This is a genomic window from Pseudomonas oryzicola (genome assembly GCF_014269185.2).
In the GTDB taxonomy this organism is placed as follows: Bacteria; Pseudomonadota; Gammaproteobacteria; order Pseudomonadales; family Pseudomonadaceae; genus Aquipseudomonas; species Aquipseudomonas oryzicola.
On record NZ_JABWRZ020000001.1, the window covers coordinates 766576 to 781634 of the forward strand.

The window sequence follows — 15059 nt, forward strand, 5'->3', positions numbered from 1 at the left end:
TCGGCGACATGGCCTCGGCGGTGAACCGCTTTGTCGACAAGCTGCAGCCCATCGTGCGCGAGGCCGGCGAGGTGGCGCAGCGTACCGGCGTTGAGATTGGCGCAATGGCCCAGCGCAATGCCGGCGCCGATGCTGCCGCTGCACTGCAACGCGATGAAGTGGCGGCCAGCCTGCGCGACCTGTCGAGCATGGCCGACGAGGCCCAGGCTGAAAGCCATGCGATGCAGGCTGCGCTGCAACAAGTCGTGGATATCCGCCAGGCCACCAATGAAAACAGTCGCACCTCGACCCAGCTGGCCGGCTTGATCGAGAATCTGGCCGAGCAGGTGGAGACCGGCTCGCAGGTGATCGAGCGGCTGGCCAAGCAGAGTGAACAGATTGAAGTGGTGCTGACGGTGATCCACGGTATTGCCGAACAGACCAACCTGTTGGCCCTCAACGCTGCCATCGAGGCTGCCCGGGCGGGCGAGACCGGGCGTGGGTTTGCCGTTGTGGCTGATGAAGTGCGGGCGTTGGCGAGCAAGACGCAAAGCTCCACCGGCGACATCCAGGCGCATATCGCCGCCTTGCAGAAAGGTGCGAAGGAAGCCGTGGCGACCATCAGCCAGGCCGGGCTCAAGGCCAGCGAAGGGCTGCTGGTGCTGCGCGACAACGAGCGCCGTCAGCAGTCGGTGCAGGTGGCGGTCGAGCAGGTGCATGCGGCGATCGGCCTGGCAACCCGGGCAGCCGAACAGCAGGCCCATGGTGCGCAGGCGGTGCGGGGGCGAGTTGAAAACATCCATGCACAAGCCGAGCGCTCGGCCGAAGTAGTGATGCAGACCACGGCCAGCAGCAAGGTGCTGGATGACCTGGCCGCACAGCTGCGGGCAAGCCTGGGCCAATTCAGAGCCTGATGCGGCCGCTCCTACAAGGGGCGGTGTTGCTATGATGGCGGCGACACATGGCAAAAGGAGTTGTTCATGTCTGCCCAACTGGTCGCCGCCCCGGCCGAGCTGGATTTTTTTCATTCCGATGGCATCGTCGTCACTGCGCCAATGACCGCCTTCGGGGCCTACTGTGCCATGACCTCGGTCGTCCCGGGCTGGCTGGCCGTGGCCTTCCGCCTGCGCGACTCCATTTCGCGGCGGTTCAATGTCGCTGCCATCCACGGTTTCTCATCACGCAGCCCCGAGCAGGTGCCGGTAGTCGGCGAGCTTCTGGATTTTTTCACCGTCGAAGCGATCGTTGATCAGCAACTGGTCCTGACTTCGCGCGACACGCACCTGGCGGTGATGGTGAGCATGGATCTGGATGAAGCAGGGCAGGGGCGGCAATACTTGCGCGTAACCACCTCGGTGCAGTGCTTCAACAGGTTCGGCCGCCTCTACATGCTGCCGGTCGGCAAGGCTCATGGGCCTATCGTGCGGCGCATGCTGCGTAACATCGTCTGAAGGCCTTTTCGCGGGCAAGCCCGCGAAGCAGGTTACGCCTTGTTCAGATACATGCGTGTAGTCAGCAGATAAACCGGCAATCCTGATACCACGATCAGCAGTGCCGCATAAGGCGCCGCTGCCGCGAACTCGACGTTGGCGGTATGTGCCCACACCTCGGTGGCCAAGGTGGTCATGCCGGTAGGGCTGAGCAGCAATGTCGCGGTCAGTTCCTTCATGGCATCCAGAAACACCAATGCAAAGGCCGCTGCCATGGCCGGGAAAATGATCGGCAAGGTCACCCGGCAGAACGCGGCAAAGCTGTTCGCGCCCAAGGTGCGTGCGGCTTCCTCCAGTGTCGGCGAAGCCTTGTTCAGCGCGGTACGCACTGGCGACTGGGCCAGTGGCAGGAACAGCAGCGCGTAGGCGAGCAACAACAAGGCCGTGGTCTGGTACAGCGCCGGCACATAGTGCAGGGCGAAGAATACCAGGGTCAGGGCAATTACCAGGCCGGGCAGGGCGTGCAGCAGGTACGGCAGGCGTTCGGCCCAGATTGCCAGGCGGCCTTTGTAGCGCACCACCAGGAAGCTGATCGGCAGGGCCAGTAGCACGCAGAAGCCGGCACCACCAAGCGACACCGACAGCGAGGTGAACAACGCCTTGGAGATGGCCGCCACCGGAAATGCCGCTGATGATCCTACGCTCAGCCAATAGCCGAGCATGGCCAGCGGAATACCGCTGCCCAGCACTGCCAGGGCTACACAGAACAGTTGCGCCAGCACGGCCCAGCCGCGTAGCCGCACCGGTTGCGCGCGGCGTGCCACGCCCTGGCCGATGCGCACATGGCGTGCCTTGCCGCGAACGCGAAATTCCAGCCACAGCATCACCAGGCACAGCGCCAGCAGTACAGCCGACAGCATCGCAGCATTGGCATTGCTGAATTCCAGTTCGAACTGCTGGTAGATCGCCGTGGTGAAGGTCTGCAGGCCGAGGATCGACAGCGCGCCGAACTCCACCAGCATGTGCAGGGCAATCAGCAGCGCACCGCCGAGCATCGATGGCCACAGCAGCGGCAGGGTGACCTTGACGAATACGCCCCAGCGGCTGCAACCCAGGGTGCGTGCCGACTCTTCCAGCGAGGTGTCGAGATTGCGCAAAGTAGCCGCTACTGGCAGGAATACCAGCGGGTACTTGGACAACGCCATGACCAGGATCGCCCCGCCCAGGCCTTCGAAGTCCGAGCTCAGCGACACCCAGGTGAAGCTGCTGACGAACGACGGTACGGCGAACGGCAGGCACAGCACCACGCCCCACAGCCTGCGGCCGTACAGGTTGCTGCGCTCCAGCAACCAGGCCAGGGCAAGGCCGACCACCATGCAGGCCAGCGTCACCCCGATCATCAGTATCAGGGTGTTGCGCATCAGCCCCCAGACAAACGGCCGCCACAGCAGGTGCAAGGCTTCGCGCCAGCCGGCTTCCCAGGCTTTGATGGCGACGTAGGCCAATGGCAGCAAGCTCATTGCCACCAGGAACAGCACAGGCAGCAGCACCCAGACGGAAGGGCGCTTGCGGCGCGGTACGAAGCGTACCGGCACCGGCTCGGACAGGGCGGCAGTCATCAGAGCAGGCCGACCTCGCGTTCCAGCTCGATGGCTTCCTCGGCATTGCCCAGGTCCGCCGGCGAGATCTTCGGCGGGCGCAGCTCTTCGAACGGTTTCAGGCCACGGTCGGAGACCATGCCTTTGTGCAGCGGGTACTCGGCGGTGGTCTGGGTGATCACGCGCTGGCCTTCTTCGCTGGCCATCCAGTTGAGCAGGGCCTGGGCTTCCTTCGGGTGCTTGCTGGCCTTGACCGCCGCTGCACCGGAGATAGTCACCAGGTTGCCGGCATCGCCGTCGGCCAGGTAGTACAACTTGGAGTCGAGCTTGCCGCGCTCGCGTTCCAGTGCATACCAGTAGTAGTTGTTCACCAGTACGGCGGCGACTTCGCCTTTTTCCACGGCCTTCAGGGCGACCATGTTGTTGGTGTAGGTCTTGCCGAAGGCTTTCAGGCCGGTCAGCCATTCTTCGGTGGCTTCGCGACCGTGCATCTTCAGGATGGCCACGGCCTGTTCCTGGAATGCACCGCTGGTAGGCACATAACCGACACGGCCATCCCATTCAGGGCCGGCAAAATCCATGACGGTGGTCGGCAGGTCTTTCTCGTCGATCTTCTTCGGGTTGTACACGACGACGCGGGTGCGTGCGGTGACGCCCATCCAGGTGTCGTTGGCGCCAACGTATTCCTTGGGCAGCATGTTCAGCGTGGCATCGTCGATCTTCGCCAGCAGGCCCAGCTCGCCCAGGTTGTTTAGGGGCGGGGACTCTTCGGTGTAGATGATGTCGGCCGGCGAACGGTCGCCTTCCTCGATGATCTGGCTGGCCAGCTGATTGCTGCTGCCCTTGCGAATATTGATGTGGATGCCGGTCTTGGCCTCGTAGGCCTTGGCGATGGCTTCGCCGATTTCCTTGTGCTGGCCGTTGTACATGGTCAGGGTGACCGGTGCATCTGCCATGGCGGCCGGAGCGCCGATGACCAGGCTCAGCACGGCGGCGGCCAAGGTACGCATCAGCGGTTGCGGGCGGATCGTCATGCGGGTACTTCCTCGCTTACGGCTACATATTTGGAAACAATGGTAAACGAAATCGTTTCTCAAGTGGCCGGGTGAGGAGAAATTCATGGGGCAGACCAAGGTGTAACGGCCTAGAGGCCGGTGCAGGTTTGCACCTTGTCGGTGTCGTTGCTCGAAGGAGGGCGATACAAAAAACGCAGGCAAGAAAAAACCCACTAGCAAGCTAGTGGGTTTTTGTATGGTGCCCAGGAGAAGACTCGAACTTCCACGACCGTTAAGTCACTGATACCTGAAACCAGCGCGTCTACCAATTCCGCCACCTGGGCAAAGCTTTACATCATCTGGAGAAGGCTACTATCGTTCGCTTTCACACAGTAGTAACAGATCCTTGGTCATCTATTACTTGAAAATATTTGGTGCCCAGGAGAAGACTCGAACTTCCACGGCCGTTAAGCCACTGATACCTGAAACCAGCGCGTCTACCAATTCCGCCACCTGGGCACACATTCGAGATTAAAAGATGCTTTACAGCGTCGTTCATCTCTACTACAACTTCGGGGTTGTCCGTCGTTGTGGTGCGCACTATACGGACGGTCCGGGGGGCTGTAAACCCCCTGAGCGAAAAAAATTTCAAAAAATTCAACTTGTTGATTCCGCAGGCCTATTCCTGCCCGCCGGAGGTGCCGGTGGGGCTGTCCAAGGCTGACATTTCCGGTTTCAATACGCCTATGCCAGAATTCCTATCTATATACCCCAAGGTGAACCCCTTCTGATGGCCGATTGGCAATCCCTCGATCCCGAGGCCGCTCGCGAAGCGGAAAAATACGACAACCCCATTCCCAGCCGTGAGCTGATCCTGCAGCGCCTCGCCGACCGTGGCGAACCGGCCGCGCGCGAGGAGCTGGCGGCCGAGTTCGGTCTGTACGACGAAGACCAGATCGAAGCACTGCGCCGCCGCCTGCGCGCCATGGAGCGTGATGGCCAGCTTATCTATACCCGGCGCGGCACTTATGCCCCGGTGGACAAGCTGGACCTGATCTGCGGCCGCGTCTCCGGCCACCGTGACGGCTTCGGCTTCCTGATCCCGGACGACGGCAGCGAAGACCTGTTCCTAAGCCCGGCGCAGATGCGCCTGGTGTTCGATGGCGACCGCGGCCTGGCCCGCGTGTCTGGTGTCGACCGCCGTGGCCGCCGCGAAGGCGTGCTGGTCGAGATCATTTCCCGTGCCCACGAAAGCGTGGTTGGCCGTTACTTCGAAGAAGGCGGCATCGGCTACGTGACCCCGGACAATCCGAAGATCCAGCAGGAAGTGCTGGTGACCGCCGGGCGCAATGGTGGCGCGAAGATCGGCCAGTTCGTCGAGATCAAGATCACCCACTGGCCAACCCCGCGCTTCCAGCCGCAAGGCGATGTGGTCGAAGTCATCGGCAACTACATGGCGCCGGGTATGGAAATCGACGTTGCCCTGCGCAGCTACGACATCCCGCACGTCTGGCCCAAGGAAGTGATCAAGGAAGCGCGCAAGTTCCGCTCCGAAGTCGAAGAGAAGGACAAGGAGAAGCGTGTCGACCTGCGCCACCTGCCGTTCGTCACCATCGACGGCGAGGATGCCCGCGACTTCGACGACGCCGTCTATTGCGAACCGCTGGGCAAGCTGCGTCTGTTCTCCGGCGGCTGGCGTCTTTATGTGGCCATCGCCGACGTGTCCAGCTACGTGCGCCTGGGCTCGGCCCTGGACGTCGAGGCCCAGCAGCGCGGCAACTCGGTGTACTTCCCCGAGCGCGTGGTGCCGATGCTCCCCGAGGAGCTGTCCAACGGCCTGTGCTCGCTGAACCCGCATGTCGATCGCCTGGCCATGGTCTGCGAAATGACCATGAACAAGGCCGGCCAGATGGTCGACTACCAGTTCTATGAAGGTGTCATCCACTCCCACGCCCGCCTGACCTACAACAAGGTCAGCAGCATGCTCGAGCATTCCCGCACCCGTGAGGGCAAGGCGCTGCGCGAGGAGTACAAGGCGGTCGTACCGGACCTGAAGAATCTGTACAACCTGTACAAGGTACTGGTAGCTGCCCGCCACACCCGTGGCGCGATCGACTTCGAGACCCAGGAAACCCGCATCATCTTCGGCGACGAGCGCAAGATCGCGGAAATCCGCCCGACCGTGCGCAACGACGCCCACAAGCTGATCGAGGAGTGCATGCTGGCGGCCAACGTGGCCACTGCCGAATTCCTGCAGAAGCATGGCGTGCCTTCGTTGTATCGCGTGCACGACGGCCCGCCGCCAGAGCGTCTGGAAAAGCTGCGCGCCTTCCTTGGCGAGCTGGGCCTGACCCTGCACAAGGGCAAGGACCCGTCGCCAAAGGATTACCAGGCCTTGCTGGCGAGCATCGCCGGGCGCCCGGACTTCCACCTGATCCAGACCGTGATGCTGCGTTCGCTGAGCCAGGCGGTGTACAGCACCGAAAACAACGGCCACTTCGGCCTGAACTACGAGGCGTACACCCACTTCACCTCGCCGATTCGTCGTTATCCTGACCTGCTGGTGCACCGCGCCATTCGCAGCATCATCCGCTCCAGGGTCGATACCCCGCACGTCAAGCGTGCCGGCGCCATGAGCATCCCCAAGGCACGTATCTACCCGTACGACGAGAACACTCTCGAGCAACTTGGCGAGCAGTGCTCGATGACCGAGCGCCGGGCTGACGAGGCCACCCGCGACGTGGTCAACTGGCTCAAGTGCGAGTTCATGAAAGACCGCGTGGGCGAGACCTTCCCGGGCGTGATCACTGCAGTGACCGGGTTCGGCCTGTTCGTCGAACTGACCGATATCTATGTAGAGGGCCTGGTGCACGTCAGTGCGCTGCCGGGCGACTACTACCACTTCGACCCGGTGCACCACCGCCTGTCCGGCGAACGCACCGGGCGCAGCTTCCGCCTGGGTGACACGATCGAGGTCAAGGTCATGCGCGTCGACCTGGACGAACGCAAGATCGACTTCGAAGTGTCGGAAAACACCCTCGCCGCGCCGATCGGCCGCAAGCAGCGTGGTGCAGCACCGGCTGCCGGCCAGGCCGAGCAGGCACCGGTCGAGGCCAAGGCCACGCCGAAGCCGCGCAGCCGCAAGAGCGAGACCGCCGAGGCGTACTTCCCGAAAGACGCCGTGCAGCGTAACGCCGAAGTGCGCAAGAGCCGCGAAATGAAGAAGGCGCTGATGAGCGAGGCGCGCAGTGGCGGCCATGCCAGCAGCAAGTCGGACAAAGGCGGCAAGGCCTCGGGCAAGCCGACCAAGCACCGTAAAGGCCCGTCGAAGTCCGGCGCGCCACGCAAGAGCAAGAGCAAGTCATGAGTCAGCTGGAAAAAATCTACGGCGTGCACGCCGTGCAGGCGTTGCTGCAGCACCATCCGAAGCGGGTCAAGCAGATCTGGCTGTCGGAAGGGCGCAGCGAGCCGCGTATCCAGGCGTTGCTGGCGCTGGCCGCGGAAAACCGCGTGGCGGTCGGCCAGGCCGAGCGCCGTGAGCTGGACGCCTGGGTCGAAGGCGTGCACCAGGGCGTTGTTGCCGAGGTGAGCCCAAGCCAGGTGTGGGGCGAGTTGATGCTCGAGGAGCTGCTTGAGCGCAGCGAAACGCCGCCGCTGATCCTGGTGCTGGACGGCGTCACCGACCCGCACAACCTTGGTGCCTGCCTGCGTACCGCCGATGCGGCCGGTGCCACGGCGGTGATCGTGCCCAAGGACAAGTCTGCAACCCTGACTCCAGTGGTGCGTAAGGTAGCCTGCGGTGCAGCGGAAGTGATCCCGCTGGTAGCCGTGACCAACCTGGCGCGCACCCTGGAAAAATTGCAACAGCGTGGCCTGTGGGTAGTCGGTACCGCTGGCGAAGCCGAGCAGGAGATCTATCAGCAGGACCTCACCGGGCCGCTGGTGATGATCATGGGCGCGGAAGGCAAGGGCATGCGCCGGCTGACCCGTGAACATTGCGATTTCCTGGTGAAACTGCCGATGGCCGGTAGCGTCAGCAGCCTGAACGTGTCGGTGGCGACCGGCGTCTGCCTGTTCGAGGCCGTGCGCCAGCGCCAGGCCAAACGCTGATCTTCGGCCGGTGCCGGCTTCTTCGCGGGTAGGCCCGCTCCCGCAGGTGCTGCACAGGGCTCAGGCCTTTTGCGATCCCTGTGCGGGCGGGTTCACTCGCGAATAGGCCAGCGCGGGTGCAAAGTGTTTCCGGCTGTTCAAATAATCACCAATTTCCTTGCTTGTGTGTCCCGCCTTCTCTACAATTGCGCCCCTTGCCGAGCTGGCAGGTGCGCATGTGCCTCTACTCCCTGGCAAGACACACCAGTGTCATTCACTCCTTGTCTGACCAGATCCACTGGCAGACTACTAACCCGTAAGGAGCATTCATGCGTCATTACGAAATCATCTTCCTGGTTCACCCGGACCAGAGCGAGCAAGTCGGCGGCATGGTTGAGCGTTACACCAAGCTGATCGAAGAAGATGGTGGCAAGATCCACCGCCTGGAAGACTGGGGCCGTCGTCAACTGGCCTACGCAATCAACAATGTTCACAAGGCTCACTACGTGATGCTGAACGTTGAGTGCACCGGCAAGGCCCTGGCCGAGCTGGAAGACAACTTCCGCTACAACGATGCCGTTATCCGTAACCTGGTCATCCGTCGCGACGAAGCCGTTACCGGCCAGTCCGAGATGCTGAAGGCTGAAGAAAACCGCAGCGAGCGCCGTGAGCGTCGTGAGCGTCCTGAGCATGCTGAATCCGCCGATGGCGACGACAGCAATGACAGCGACTCCAGCGATAACGCTGACGAGTAATCCACGGACCTTTAGAGGAGCCTATTAAATGGCACGTTTCTTCCGTCGTCGTAAATTCTGCCGCTTCACTGCTGAAGACGTGAAAGAGATCGACTTCAAAGATCTCAACACCCTGAAAGCTTACGTATCCGAAACCGGCAAGATCGTTCCAAGCCGTATCACCGGTACCAAAGCTCGTTATCAGCGTCAGCTGGCTACCGCTATCAAGCGCGCCCGCTTCCTGGCCCTGCTGCCCTACACCGACAGCCACGGCCGCTGAGACCGGGTCGTCGACAAGCAGTAAGGGATTAGCATGCGAGCGTTAGCAAGTTTCATCATGCGCGGTCGTATGCAGGCCACCCTGGTGGTGGTCATCAGTGCGGTATTGCCGCTGCTGTTCTGGTTGAGTGCCGCTGCCGGCAGCCTTGTGCTGCTGCGGCGTGGGTTCAAGGATGCTACAACGGTCATCGCCGGCGGCCTGCTGGCCGGGCTGGCCGTGTGGGTCATGGGCGATCCGATCACCTTTCTGGTGATCGCGGGTGCCCTGGGCCTGGCTGCGCTGCTGCGCGCCGAGCATCCCTGGAGCCGGGTGTTGGTCGTCAGTGCCGTGTTCGCCGTGGCTTTCAGCCTCGTGCTCGATCTGGCGCTGGCGCAAACCTTCGATGGATTGGCCAAGGCGTTTGCCGAAGCCATGCCGAAAATCGAAGGGCAACCGGTGCTTTCCGGTGAGCTGATCCGCCCTGTGCTGGTCGCTTCCACAGCAGTGACGGTGCAATTGTTCAGCGTGTTGGCCCTGGTGCTGGCGCGCTACTGGCAGGCAGCGTTGTACAACCCTGGAGGCTTCGGTCGCGAGTTTCGCGCCCTGAAGTTGCCGAAACAGACCATGGCGGTCTTGGTGGCAGTGATGGTGGTGGCCCCGTTCATCGGGCCGCAGTTCATCATCCTGGCATCGGCCTCGAGCCTGGTACTGGTGCTGGCCGGCATCGCCTTGATGCACGGGCTGGTGGCGCAGGGCCGACTGGCCGGTTTCTGGCTGGTGGGGATGTACGTGACGTTGCCGCTGATCATGCAGCTGATTTATCCGTTGCTGGTGGTTTTGGCCATTGTCGACAGCCTGATTGATTTTCGCGGTCGCAAGTCCCCCAAGGGGAATGACTCCGCGAACGGTGAAGGTTAAAAGTTAAGAGGTTTTACCAAATGGAACTGATCCTGCTGGAAAAAGTCGCTAACCTGGGCAACCTGGGCGACAAAGTAAAAGTTAAGGCTGGTTACGGCCGTAACTTCCTGCTGCCATTCGGCAAGGCCACCGTTGCCAACGCCGCCAACCTGGCTGCGTTCGAAGAGCGTCGCGCCGAGCTGGAAAAAGCAGCTGCTGACAAGAAAGCTTCGGCTGAAAGCCGCGCTGCCCAACTGGCCGAGCTGGAAGTGACCATCACTGCCACCGCTGGCGACGAAGGCAAGCTGTTCGGTTCGATCGGCACCCACGACATCGCTGACGCCCTGACCGCCTCCGGCGTTGAAGTGGCCAAGGCTGAAGTTCGTCTGCCGAACGGCACCATCCGTCAGGTTGGCGAATACGACGTAGCCGTGCACCTGCACAGCGACGTTGAAGCCACCGTACGTGTGGTCGTCGTAGCTGCCTAAGCTGCGCTGACTGGCTGGCTCCTCGTGAGCCGGGCGGTTAACATCGGGCACGGTCCTGTTTTTGACAGGCCGTGCCCTTTGTCTTTTTCATCCTCAAGAATTCTTTCGTGGCCATGAACGAGATCACCACCCCCGAACAGCTTGACCTGCAAACCGCAGCCCTGAAGGTGCCGCCGCATTCCATCGAGGCCGAACAGGCCGTGCTCGGTGGCCTGATGCTGGATAACAACGCCTGGGAGCGGGTACTGGACCAGGTCTCGGACGGCGATTTCTACCGGCATGACCATCGCCTGATCTTCCGTGCCGTGCACAAGCTGGCTGACGCCAACCAGCCCTTCGACGTGGTCACGCTGCATGAGCAGCTGGACAAGGAAGGCCTGTCCTCGCAGGTCGGTGGCCTGGCATACCTGGCGGAACTGGCCAAGAACACTCCGTCGGTAGCCAACATCAAGGCCTACGCCGCGATCATTCGCGAGCGTGCCACCCTGCGTCAGCTGATCAGCATCAGTACCGACATCGCCGACAATGCATTCAACCCGCAAGGGCGCAATGCCGAAGAAATCCTTGACGACGCCGAGCGGCAGATTTTCCAGATCGCCGAGGCGCGCCCGAAAACCGGCGGCCCGGTAGGGGTCAACGAACTGTTGACCATGGCCATTGACCGTATCGACACGCTGTTCAACTCCGACAGCGATATCACCGGTGTTTCCACCGGCTTCACCGACCTGGACGAGAAGACCAGCGGCCTGCAGCCGGCCGACCTGATCATCGTTGCCGGCCGTCCGTCGATGGGCAAGACCACCTTCGCCATGAACCTGGTGGAGAACGCCGTACTGCGTACCGACAAGGCGGTGCTGGTGTTCTCGCTCGAGATGCCAGGTGAGTCGCTGATCATGCGTATGTTGTCGTCGCTGGGCCGTATCGACCAGACCAAGGTGCGTTCCGGCCAGCTGGACGACGACGACTGGCCGCGCCTGACTTCGGCAGTGAACCTGCTCAACGACCGCAAGCTGTTCATCGACGATACCGCCGGCATCAGCCCTTCTGAAATGCGCGCGCGCACCCGGCGCCTGGCCCGTGAGCACGGCGAAATCGCCATGATCATGGTCGACTACCTGCAGCTGATGCAGATCCCCGGTTCGGCCGGTGACAACCGTACCAACGAGATCTCCGAGATCTCCCGCTCGCTCAAGGCCCTGGCCAAGGAGTTCAACTGCCCGGTCATCGCCCTGTCGCAGCTGAACCGTTCCCTGGAACAGCGGCCGAACAAGCGCCCGGTGAACTCCGACTTGCGTGAGTCCGGTGCGATCGAGCAGGACGCCGACGTGATCATGTTCGTCTATCGCGACGAGGTGTATCACCCCGAGACCGAGCACAAGGGCGTTGCGGAAATCATCATCGGTAAACAGCGTAACGGCCCCATCGGCTTCGTACGCCTGGCCTTCATCGGCAAGTACACCCGCTTCGAGAATCTTGCGCCGGGCATGTACAACTTCGACGACGACGAATAACGGGGGTCCGTATAGGATCGGCGTTTTTCACCGGTATCCATGAATCCGACAACCATCGTCGGATTTGGTCAAAATTTGTGCTATATTCCGCGCCCGCGATTTTCCTGCACACCAGAACCGGTCACTGACATGCAAGCAGCCAAACCACTCTACGACTATCCCAAGTACTGGGCCGAATGCTTCGGGCCGGCACCTTTCCTGCCGATGAGCAGGGAGGAGATGGATCTGCTCGGCTGGGATTCCTGCGACATCATCATCGTGACCGGCGATGCCTACGTCGACCACCCATCGTTCGGCATGGCCATCATCGGCCGCCTGCTGGAGGCCCAGGGTTTCCGCGTAGGGATCATCGCCCAGCCGAACTGGCAGTCGAAGGACGACTTCATGAAGCTCGGCGAGCCGAACCTGTTCTTCGGCGTGGCTGCGGGCAACATGGACTCCATGATCAACCGCTACACCGCGGACAAGAAGATCCGTTCCGATGACGCCTACACCCCCGGCGGCCTGGCCGGCAAGCGCCCGGACCGGGCCAGCCTGGTCTACAGCCAGCGCTGCAAGGAAGCCTACAAGCACGTGCCGATCGTGCTGGGTGGCATCGAAGCGTCGCTGCGCCGTATCGCCCACTACGACTACTGGCAGGACAAGGTCCGCCACTCGATCCTGATCGACGCCAGCGCCGACATTTTGCTGTTCGGCAACGCCGAGCGCGCAGTGGTTGAAGTGGCTCAGCGCCTGGCCAACGGCGAGAAGATCGAGAGCATCACCGACGTGCGCGGTACTGCCTTCGTGCGCCGCGACACCCCCGAGGGCTGGTACGAGATCGATTCCACGCGCATCGACCGCCCGGGCCGCGTGGACAAGATCATCAACCCCTACGTGAACACCCAGGACACCCAGGCCTGTGCCATCGAGCAGGCCAAGGGCGAGGTCGAAGACCCGAACGAAGCCAAGGTGGTGCAGATCCTCGATAGCCCGCGCATGACCCGCGATAAATCGGTTATCCGCCTGCCGTCGTTCGAGAAGGTGCGTAACGACCCGGTGCTGTATGCCCACGCCAACCGTGTGCTGCACCTGGAAACCAACCCCGGTAACGCCCGCGCCCTGGTGCAGAAGCATGGTGAAGTGGATGTGTGGTTCAACCCACCACCCATCCCCATGACCACCGAGGAAATGGACTACGTGTTCGGCATGCCTTACGCCCGCGTGCCGCACCCGGCCTATGGCAAGGAGCGCATTCCGGCCTACGAGATGATCCGGTTCTCGGTGAACATCATGCGCGGTTGCTTCGGTGGCTGCACCTTCTGCTCGATCACCGAGCACGAAGGCCGCATCATCCAGAACCGTTCGCACGAATCGATCCTGCACGAGATCGAGGAGATGCGCGACAAGGTGCCGGGCTTCACTGGCGTGGTCTCCGACCTAGGCGGCCCGACCGCCAACATGTACCGCATCGCCTGCAAGAGCCCTGACATCGAGAAGCACTGCCGCAAGCCGTCGTGCGTGTTCCCGGGTATCTGCGAGAACCTCAACACCGACCACAGCTCGCTGATCGAGCTGTATCGCAAGGCACGTGCCCTGCCGGGGGTGAAGAAGATCCTGATTGCCTCGGGCCTGCGCTACGACCTGGCCGTGGAGTCGCCGGAGTACGTCAAGGAGCTGGTCACCCACCATGTCGGTGGTTACCTGAAGATTGCCCCGGAGCACACCGAGCGTGGCCCGCTGGACAAGATGATGAAGCCGGGCATCGGTACCTACGACCGCTTCAAGCGCATGTTCGAGAAGTTCTCGAAAGAGGCGGGTAAAGAGCAGTACCTGATCCCATATTTCATCGCTGCGCACCCAGGCACCACCGACGAAGACATGATGAACCTGGCCCTGTGGCTGAAGGGCAACGGCTTCCGTGCCGACCAGGTGCAGGCGTTCTACCCGTCGCCGATGGCTTCGGCCACGGCCATGTACCACTCGGGCAAGAACCCGCTGCGCAAGGTGACCTACAAGAGCGAAGGCGTGGAAATCGTCAAGAGCGAGGAGCAGCGTCGCCTGCACAAGGCGTTCCTGCGCTACCACGACCCGAAGGGTTGGCCGATGCTGCGTGAAGCGCTGCAGCGCATGGGCCGCGCCGACCTGATCGGGCCGGGCAAGCATCAGCTGATCCCGCTGCACCAGCCGCAGACTGACAGCTACCAGAGCGCGCGTCGCAAGAACTCGACCCCGGCGGGTAGCCACAAGGTGGGCAAGGAGCAGAAGATCCTTACCCAGCACACCGGCCTGCCGCCGCGTGGCAGTGATGGCAGCAAGCCGTGGGACAAGCGCGAAAAGGCCAAGGCCGAGGCGTTTGCACGTAACCAGCAGGCCGCCAAGGAGCGCAAGGAAGCGGGCAAGGGTGGCAAGGGCAACAAGAAGCCGCGTCAGCCAGTCATTCCGCGCTGATTTCGGGGGGGGCTGCAACGCAGCCCCTGTATCAGCTTCAGTCAGGCTTCTTGTCGACCCACTTCGGTGCCACCGGCGCGACGAAGCTCTCCATCCCGTCCAGTAGTTCGTCCGGTTGCTGCGCCAGCAGCAACATCGCCCGATGCTGTGGGCGCACGAAACCTTCTGCGACGATATGGTCGAGGAACCCGCCGAGCTTTTCATAAAAACTATTCACATCGAGCAGGCCCAGCGGCTTGGCGTGATAGCCCAGTTGCCCCCAGGTCCATACTTCGAACAACTCTTCCAGCGTGCCCAGCCCACCCGGCAGGGCAATGAAGGCATCGCTCAGCTCGGCCATGCGTGCCTTGCGCGCGTGCATGCCGTCGACCACTTCCAGGCGGCTGAGGCCTTTGTGGCCGATTTCGGCATTCATCAGGCTTTCCGGGATGACCCCGATCACTTCGCCCCCGGCCGCCATGGCCGCGTCGGCGACGGTGCCCATCAGGCCAACCGCGCCACCGCCATAGACCAGGGTCAGGCCGCGGCGGGCAATCGCCTGGCCCAACGCGACGGCTGCTTCACGATAAGCAGGGTTGGCGCCGATGCTGGCGCCGCAGAACACACAAACGGAACGTACGGGCATTGCTCATCTCCAGTCACTCAGGTT

13 protein-coding genes and 2 tRNA genes are annotated in these 15059 nt (G+C 62.2%); 10 read left to right on the plus strand and 5 right to left on the minus strand.

What is annotated here, in order from left to right; translation table 11 throughout:
* Positions 1–188: 188 nt before the first annotated feature.
* Together HU760_RS24645 and HU760_RS03425 are read left to right on the plus strand one after the other, a co-directional pair.
* On the plus strand, positions 189–893 hold the full coding sequence (locus HU760_RS24645; protein ID WP_437179851.1) for a methyl-accepting chemotaxis protein: 705 nt from the start codon (positions 189–191) through the stop codon (positions 891–893).
* Between the two features lie 66 nt (positions 894–959).
* Positions 960–1430 (plus strand): DUF2867 domain-containing protein, encoded by a 471-nt coding sequence (locus HU760_RS03425; RefSeq protein WP_186672549.1) that lies wholly within the window; start codon positions 960–962, stop codon positions 1428–1430.
* Positions 1431–1462: 32 nt separating this feature from the next.
* Here HU760_RS03425 and HU760_RS03430 read toward each other — a convergent pair whose 3' ends face one another.
* The 4 genes from HU760_RS03430 to HU760_RS03445 all read right to left on the minus strand — a co-directional run bounded on the left by HU760_RS03430 (position 1463) and on the right by HU760_RS03445 (position 4521).
* Positions 1463–3028: an ABC transporter permease gene (locus tag HU760_RS03430; protein ID WP_186672551.1), complete on the minus strand. Its 1566-nt coding sequence runs from the start codon at positions 3026–3028 to the stop codon at positions 1463–1465.
* Positions 3028–4041, minus strand: a complete 1014-nt coding sequence (locus tag HU760_RS03435; RefSeq protein ID WP_186672561.1) for an extracellular solute-binding protein — start codon at positions 4039–4041, stop codon at positions 3028–3030. Before HU760_RS03435 ends, HU760_RS03430 begins: the two co-directional genes overlap by 1 nt.
* Before the next feature lie 218 nt (positions 4042–4259).
* Positions 4260–4346: transfer RNA gene (locus HU760_RS03440), tRNA-Leu, on the minus strand.
* Positions 4347–4434: 88 nt separating this feature from the next.
* Positions 4435–4521, minus strand: a tRNA-Leu gene (locus HU760_RS03445).
* Between the two features lie 271 nt (positions 4522–4792).
* Between HU760_RS03445 and rnr the strand changes: the two genes are divergently transcribed.
* The 8 genes from rnr to HU760_RS03485 all read left to right on the plus strand — a co-directional run bounded on the left by rnr (position 4793) and on the right by HU760_RS03485 (position 14410).
* Positions 4793–7369: a ribonuclease R gene (gene rnr, locus HU760_RS03450; RefSeq protein ID WP_186672564.1), complete on the plus strand. Its 2577-nt coding sequence runs from the start codon at positions 4793–4795 to the stop codon at positions 7367–7369.
* The gene (rlmB, locus tag HU760_RS03455; RefSeq protein ID WP_170033004.1) at positions 7366–8112 is read left to right on the plus strand and encodes a 23S rRNA (guanosine(2251)-2'-O)-methyltransferase RlmB; all 747 of its coding nucleotides are present in this window, start codon (positions 7366–7368) and stop codon (positions 8110–8112) included. The genes rnr and rlmB overlap by 4 nt, the downstream gene beginning before the upstream one ends.
* Positions 8113–8420: 308 nt before the next feature.
* Entirely contained in the window at positions 8421–8846 is a 426-nt protein-coding gene (gene rpsF / locus HU760_RS03460; RefSeq protein ID WP_013974420.1) for a 30S ribosomal protein S6, read from the plus strand.
* A 28-nt stretch (positions 8847–8874) separates the two neighbouring features.
* The gene (rpsR, locus tag HU760_RS03465) at positions 8875–9105 is read left to right on the plus strand and encodes a 30S ribosomal protein S18 (protein WP_003249563.1); all 231 of its coding nucleotides are present in this window, start codon (positions 8875–8877) and stop codon (positions 9103–9105) included.
* A gap of 33 nt (positions 9106–9138) precedes the next feature.
* The gene (locus HU760_RS03470; protein WP_186672566.1) at positions 9139–10002 is read left to right on the plus strand and encodes a hypothetical protein; all 864 of its coding nucleotides are present in this window, start codon (positions 9139–9141) and stop codon (positions 10000–10002) included.
* A gap of 20 nt (positions 10003–10022) precedes the next feature.
* Complete coding sequence (rplI, locus tag HU760_RS03475) at positions 10023–10469, plus strand: 50S ribosomal protein L9 (protein ID WP_003249568.1); 447 nt, start codon at positions 10023–10025, stop codon at positions 10467–10469.
* A gap of 113 nt (positions 10470–10582) precedes the next feature.
* Entirely contained in the window at positions 10583–11980 is a 1398-nt protein-coding gene (gene dnaB / locus HU760_RS03480; protein ID WP_170033000.1) for a replicative DNA helicase, read from the plus strand.
* Between the two features lie 129 nt (positions 11981–12109).
* Positions 12110–14410, plus strand: coding sequence for a YgiQ family radical SAM protein (locus HU760_RS03485; protein ID WP_186672568.1), 2301 nt, complete (start codon positions 12110–12112; stop codon positions 14408–14410).
* A 37-nt stretch (positions 14411–14447) separates the two neighbouring features.
* On the opposite strand, the gene HU760_RS03490 is transcribed toward HU760_RS03485, so the two are convergent.
* Positions 14448–15035: a cytokinin riboside 5'-monophosphate phosphoribohydrolase gene (locus tag HU760_RS03490; protein WP_186672570.1), complete on the minus strand. Its 588-nt coding sequence runs from the start codon at positions 15033–15035 to the stop codon at positions 14448–14450.
* Between the last annotated feature and the right edge of the window lie 24 nt (positions 15036–15059).

Bases quoted from the DNA above. Each gene is read 5' to 3' on its own strand.
- HU760_RS24645 (WP_437179851.1), top strand. From the start codon at position 189: ATGGCCGACGAGGCCCAGGCTGAAAGCCATGCGATGCAGGCTGCGCTG.
- HU760_RS03425 (WP_186672549.1), top strand. From the start codon at position 960: ATGTCTGCCCAACTGGTCGCCGCCCCGGCCGAGCTGGATTTTTTTCAT.
- HU760_RS03430 (WP_186672551.1), bottom strand. From the start codon at position 3,028: ATGACTGCCGCCCTGTCCGAGCCGGTGCCGGTACGCTTCGTACCGCGC.
- HU760_RS03435 (WP_186672561.1), bottom strand. From the start codon at position 4,041: ATGACGATCCGCCCGCAACCGCTGATGCGTACCTTGGCCGCCGCCGTG.
- rnr (WP_186672564.1), top strand. From the start codon at position 4,793: ATGGCCGATTGGCAATCCCTCGATCCCGAGGCCGCTCGCGAAGCGGAA.
- rlmB (WP_170033004.1), top strand. From the start codon at position 7,366: ATGAGTCAGCTGGAAAAAATCTACGGCGTGCACGCCGTGCAGGCGTTG.
- rpsF (WP_013974420.1), top strand. From the start codon at position 8,421: ATGCGTCATTACGAAATCATCTTCCTGGTTCACCCGGACCAGAGCGAG.
- rpsR (WP_003249563.1), top strand. From the start codon at position 8,875: ATGGCACGTTTCTTCCGTCGTCGTAAATTCTGCCGCTTCACTGCTGAA.
- HU760_RS03470 (WP_186672566.1), top strand. From the start codon at position 9,139: ATGCGAGCGTTAGCAAGTTTCATCATGCGCGGTCGTATGCAGGCCACC.
- rplI (WP_003249568.1), top strand. From the start codon at position 10,023: ATGGAACTGATCCTGCTGGAAAAAGTCGCTAACCTGGGCAACCTGGGC.
- dnaB (WP_170033000.1), top strand. From the start codon at position 10,583: ATGAACGAGATCACCACCCCCGAACAGCTTGACCTGCAAACCGCAGCC.
- HU760_RS03485 (WP_186672568.1), top strand. From the start codon at position 12,110: ATGCAAGCAGCCAAACCACTCTACGACTATCCCAAGTACTGGGCCGAA.
- HU760_RS03490 (WP_186672570.1), bottom strand. From the start codon at position 15,035: ATGCCCGTACGTTCCGTTTGTGTGTTCTGCGGCGCCAGCATCGGCGCC.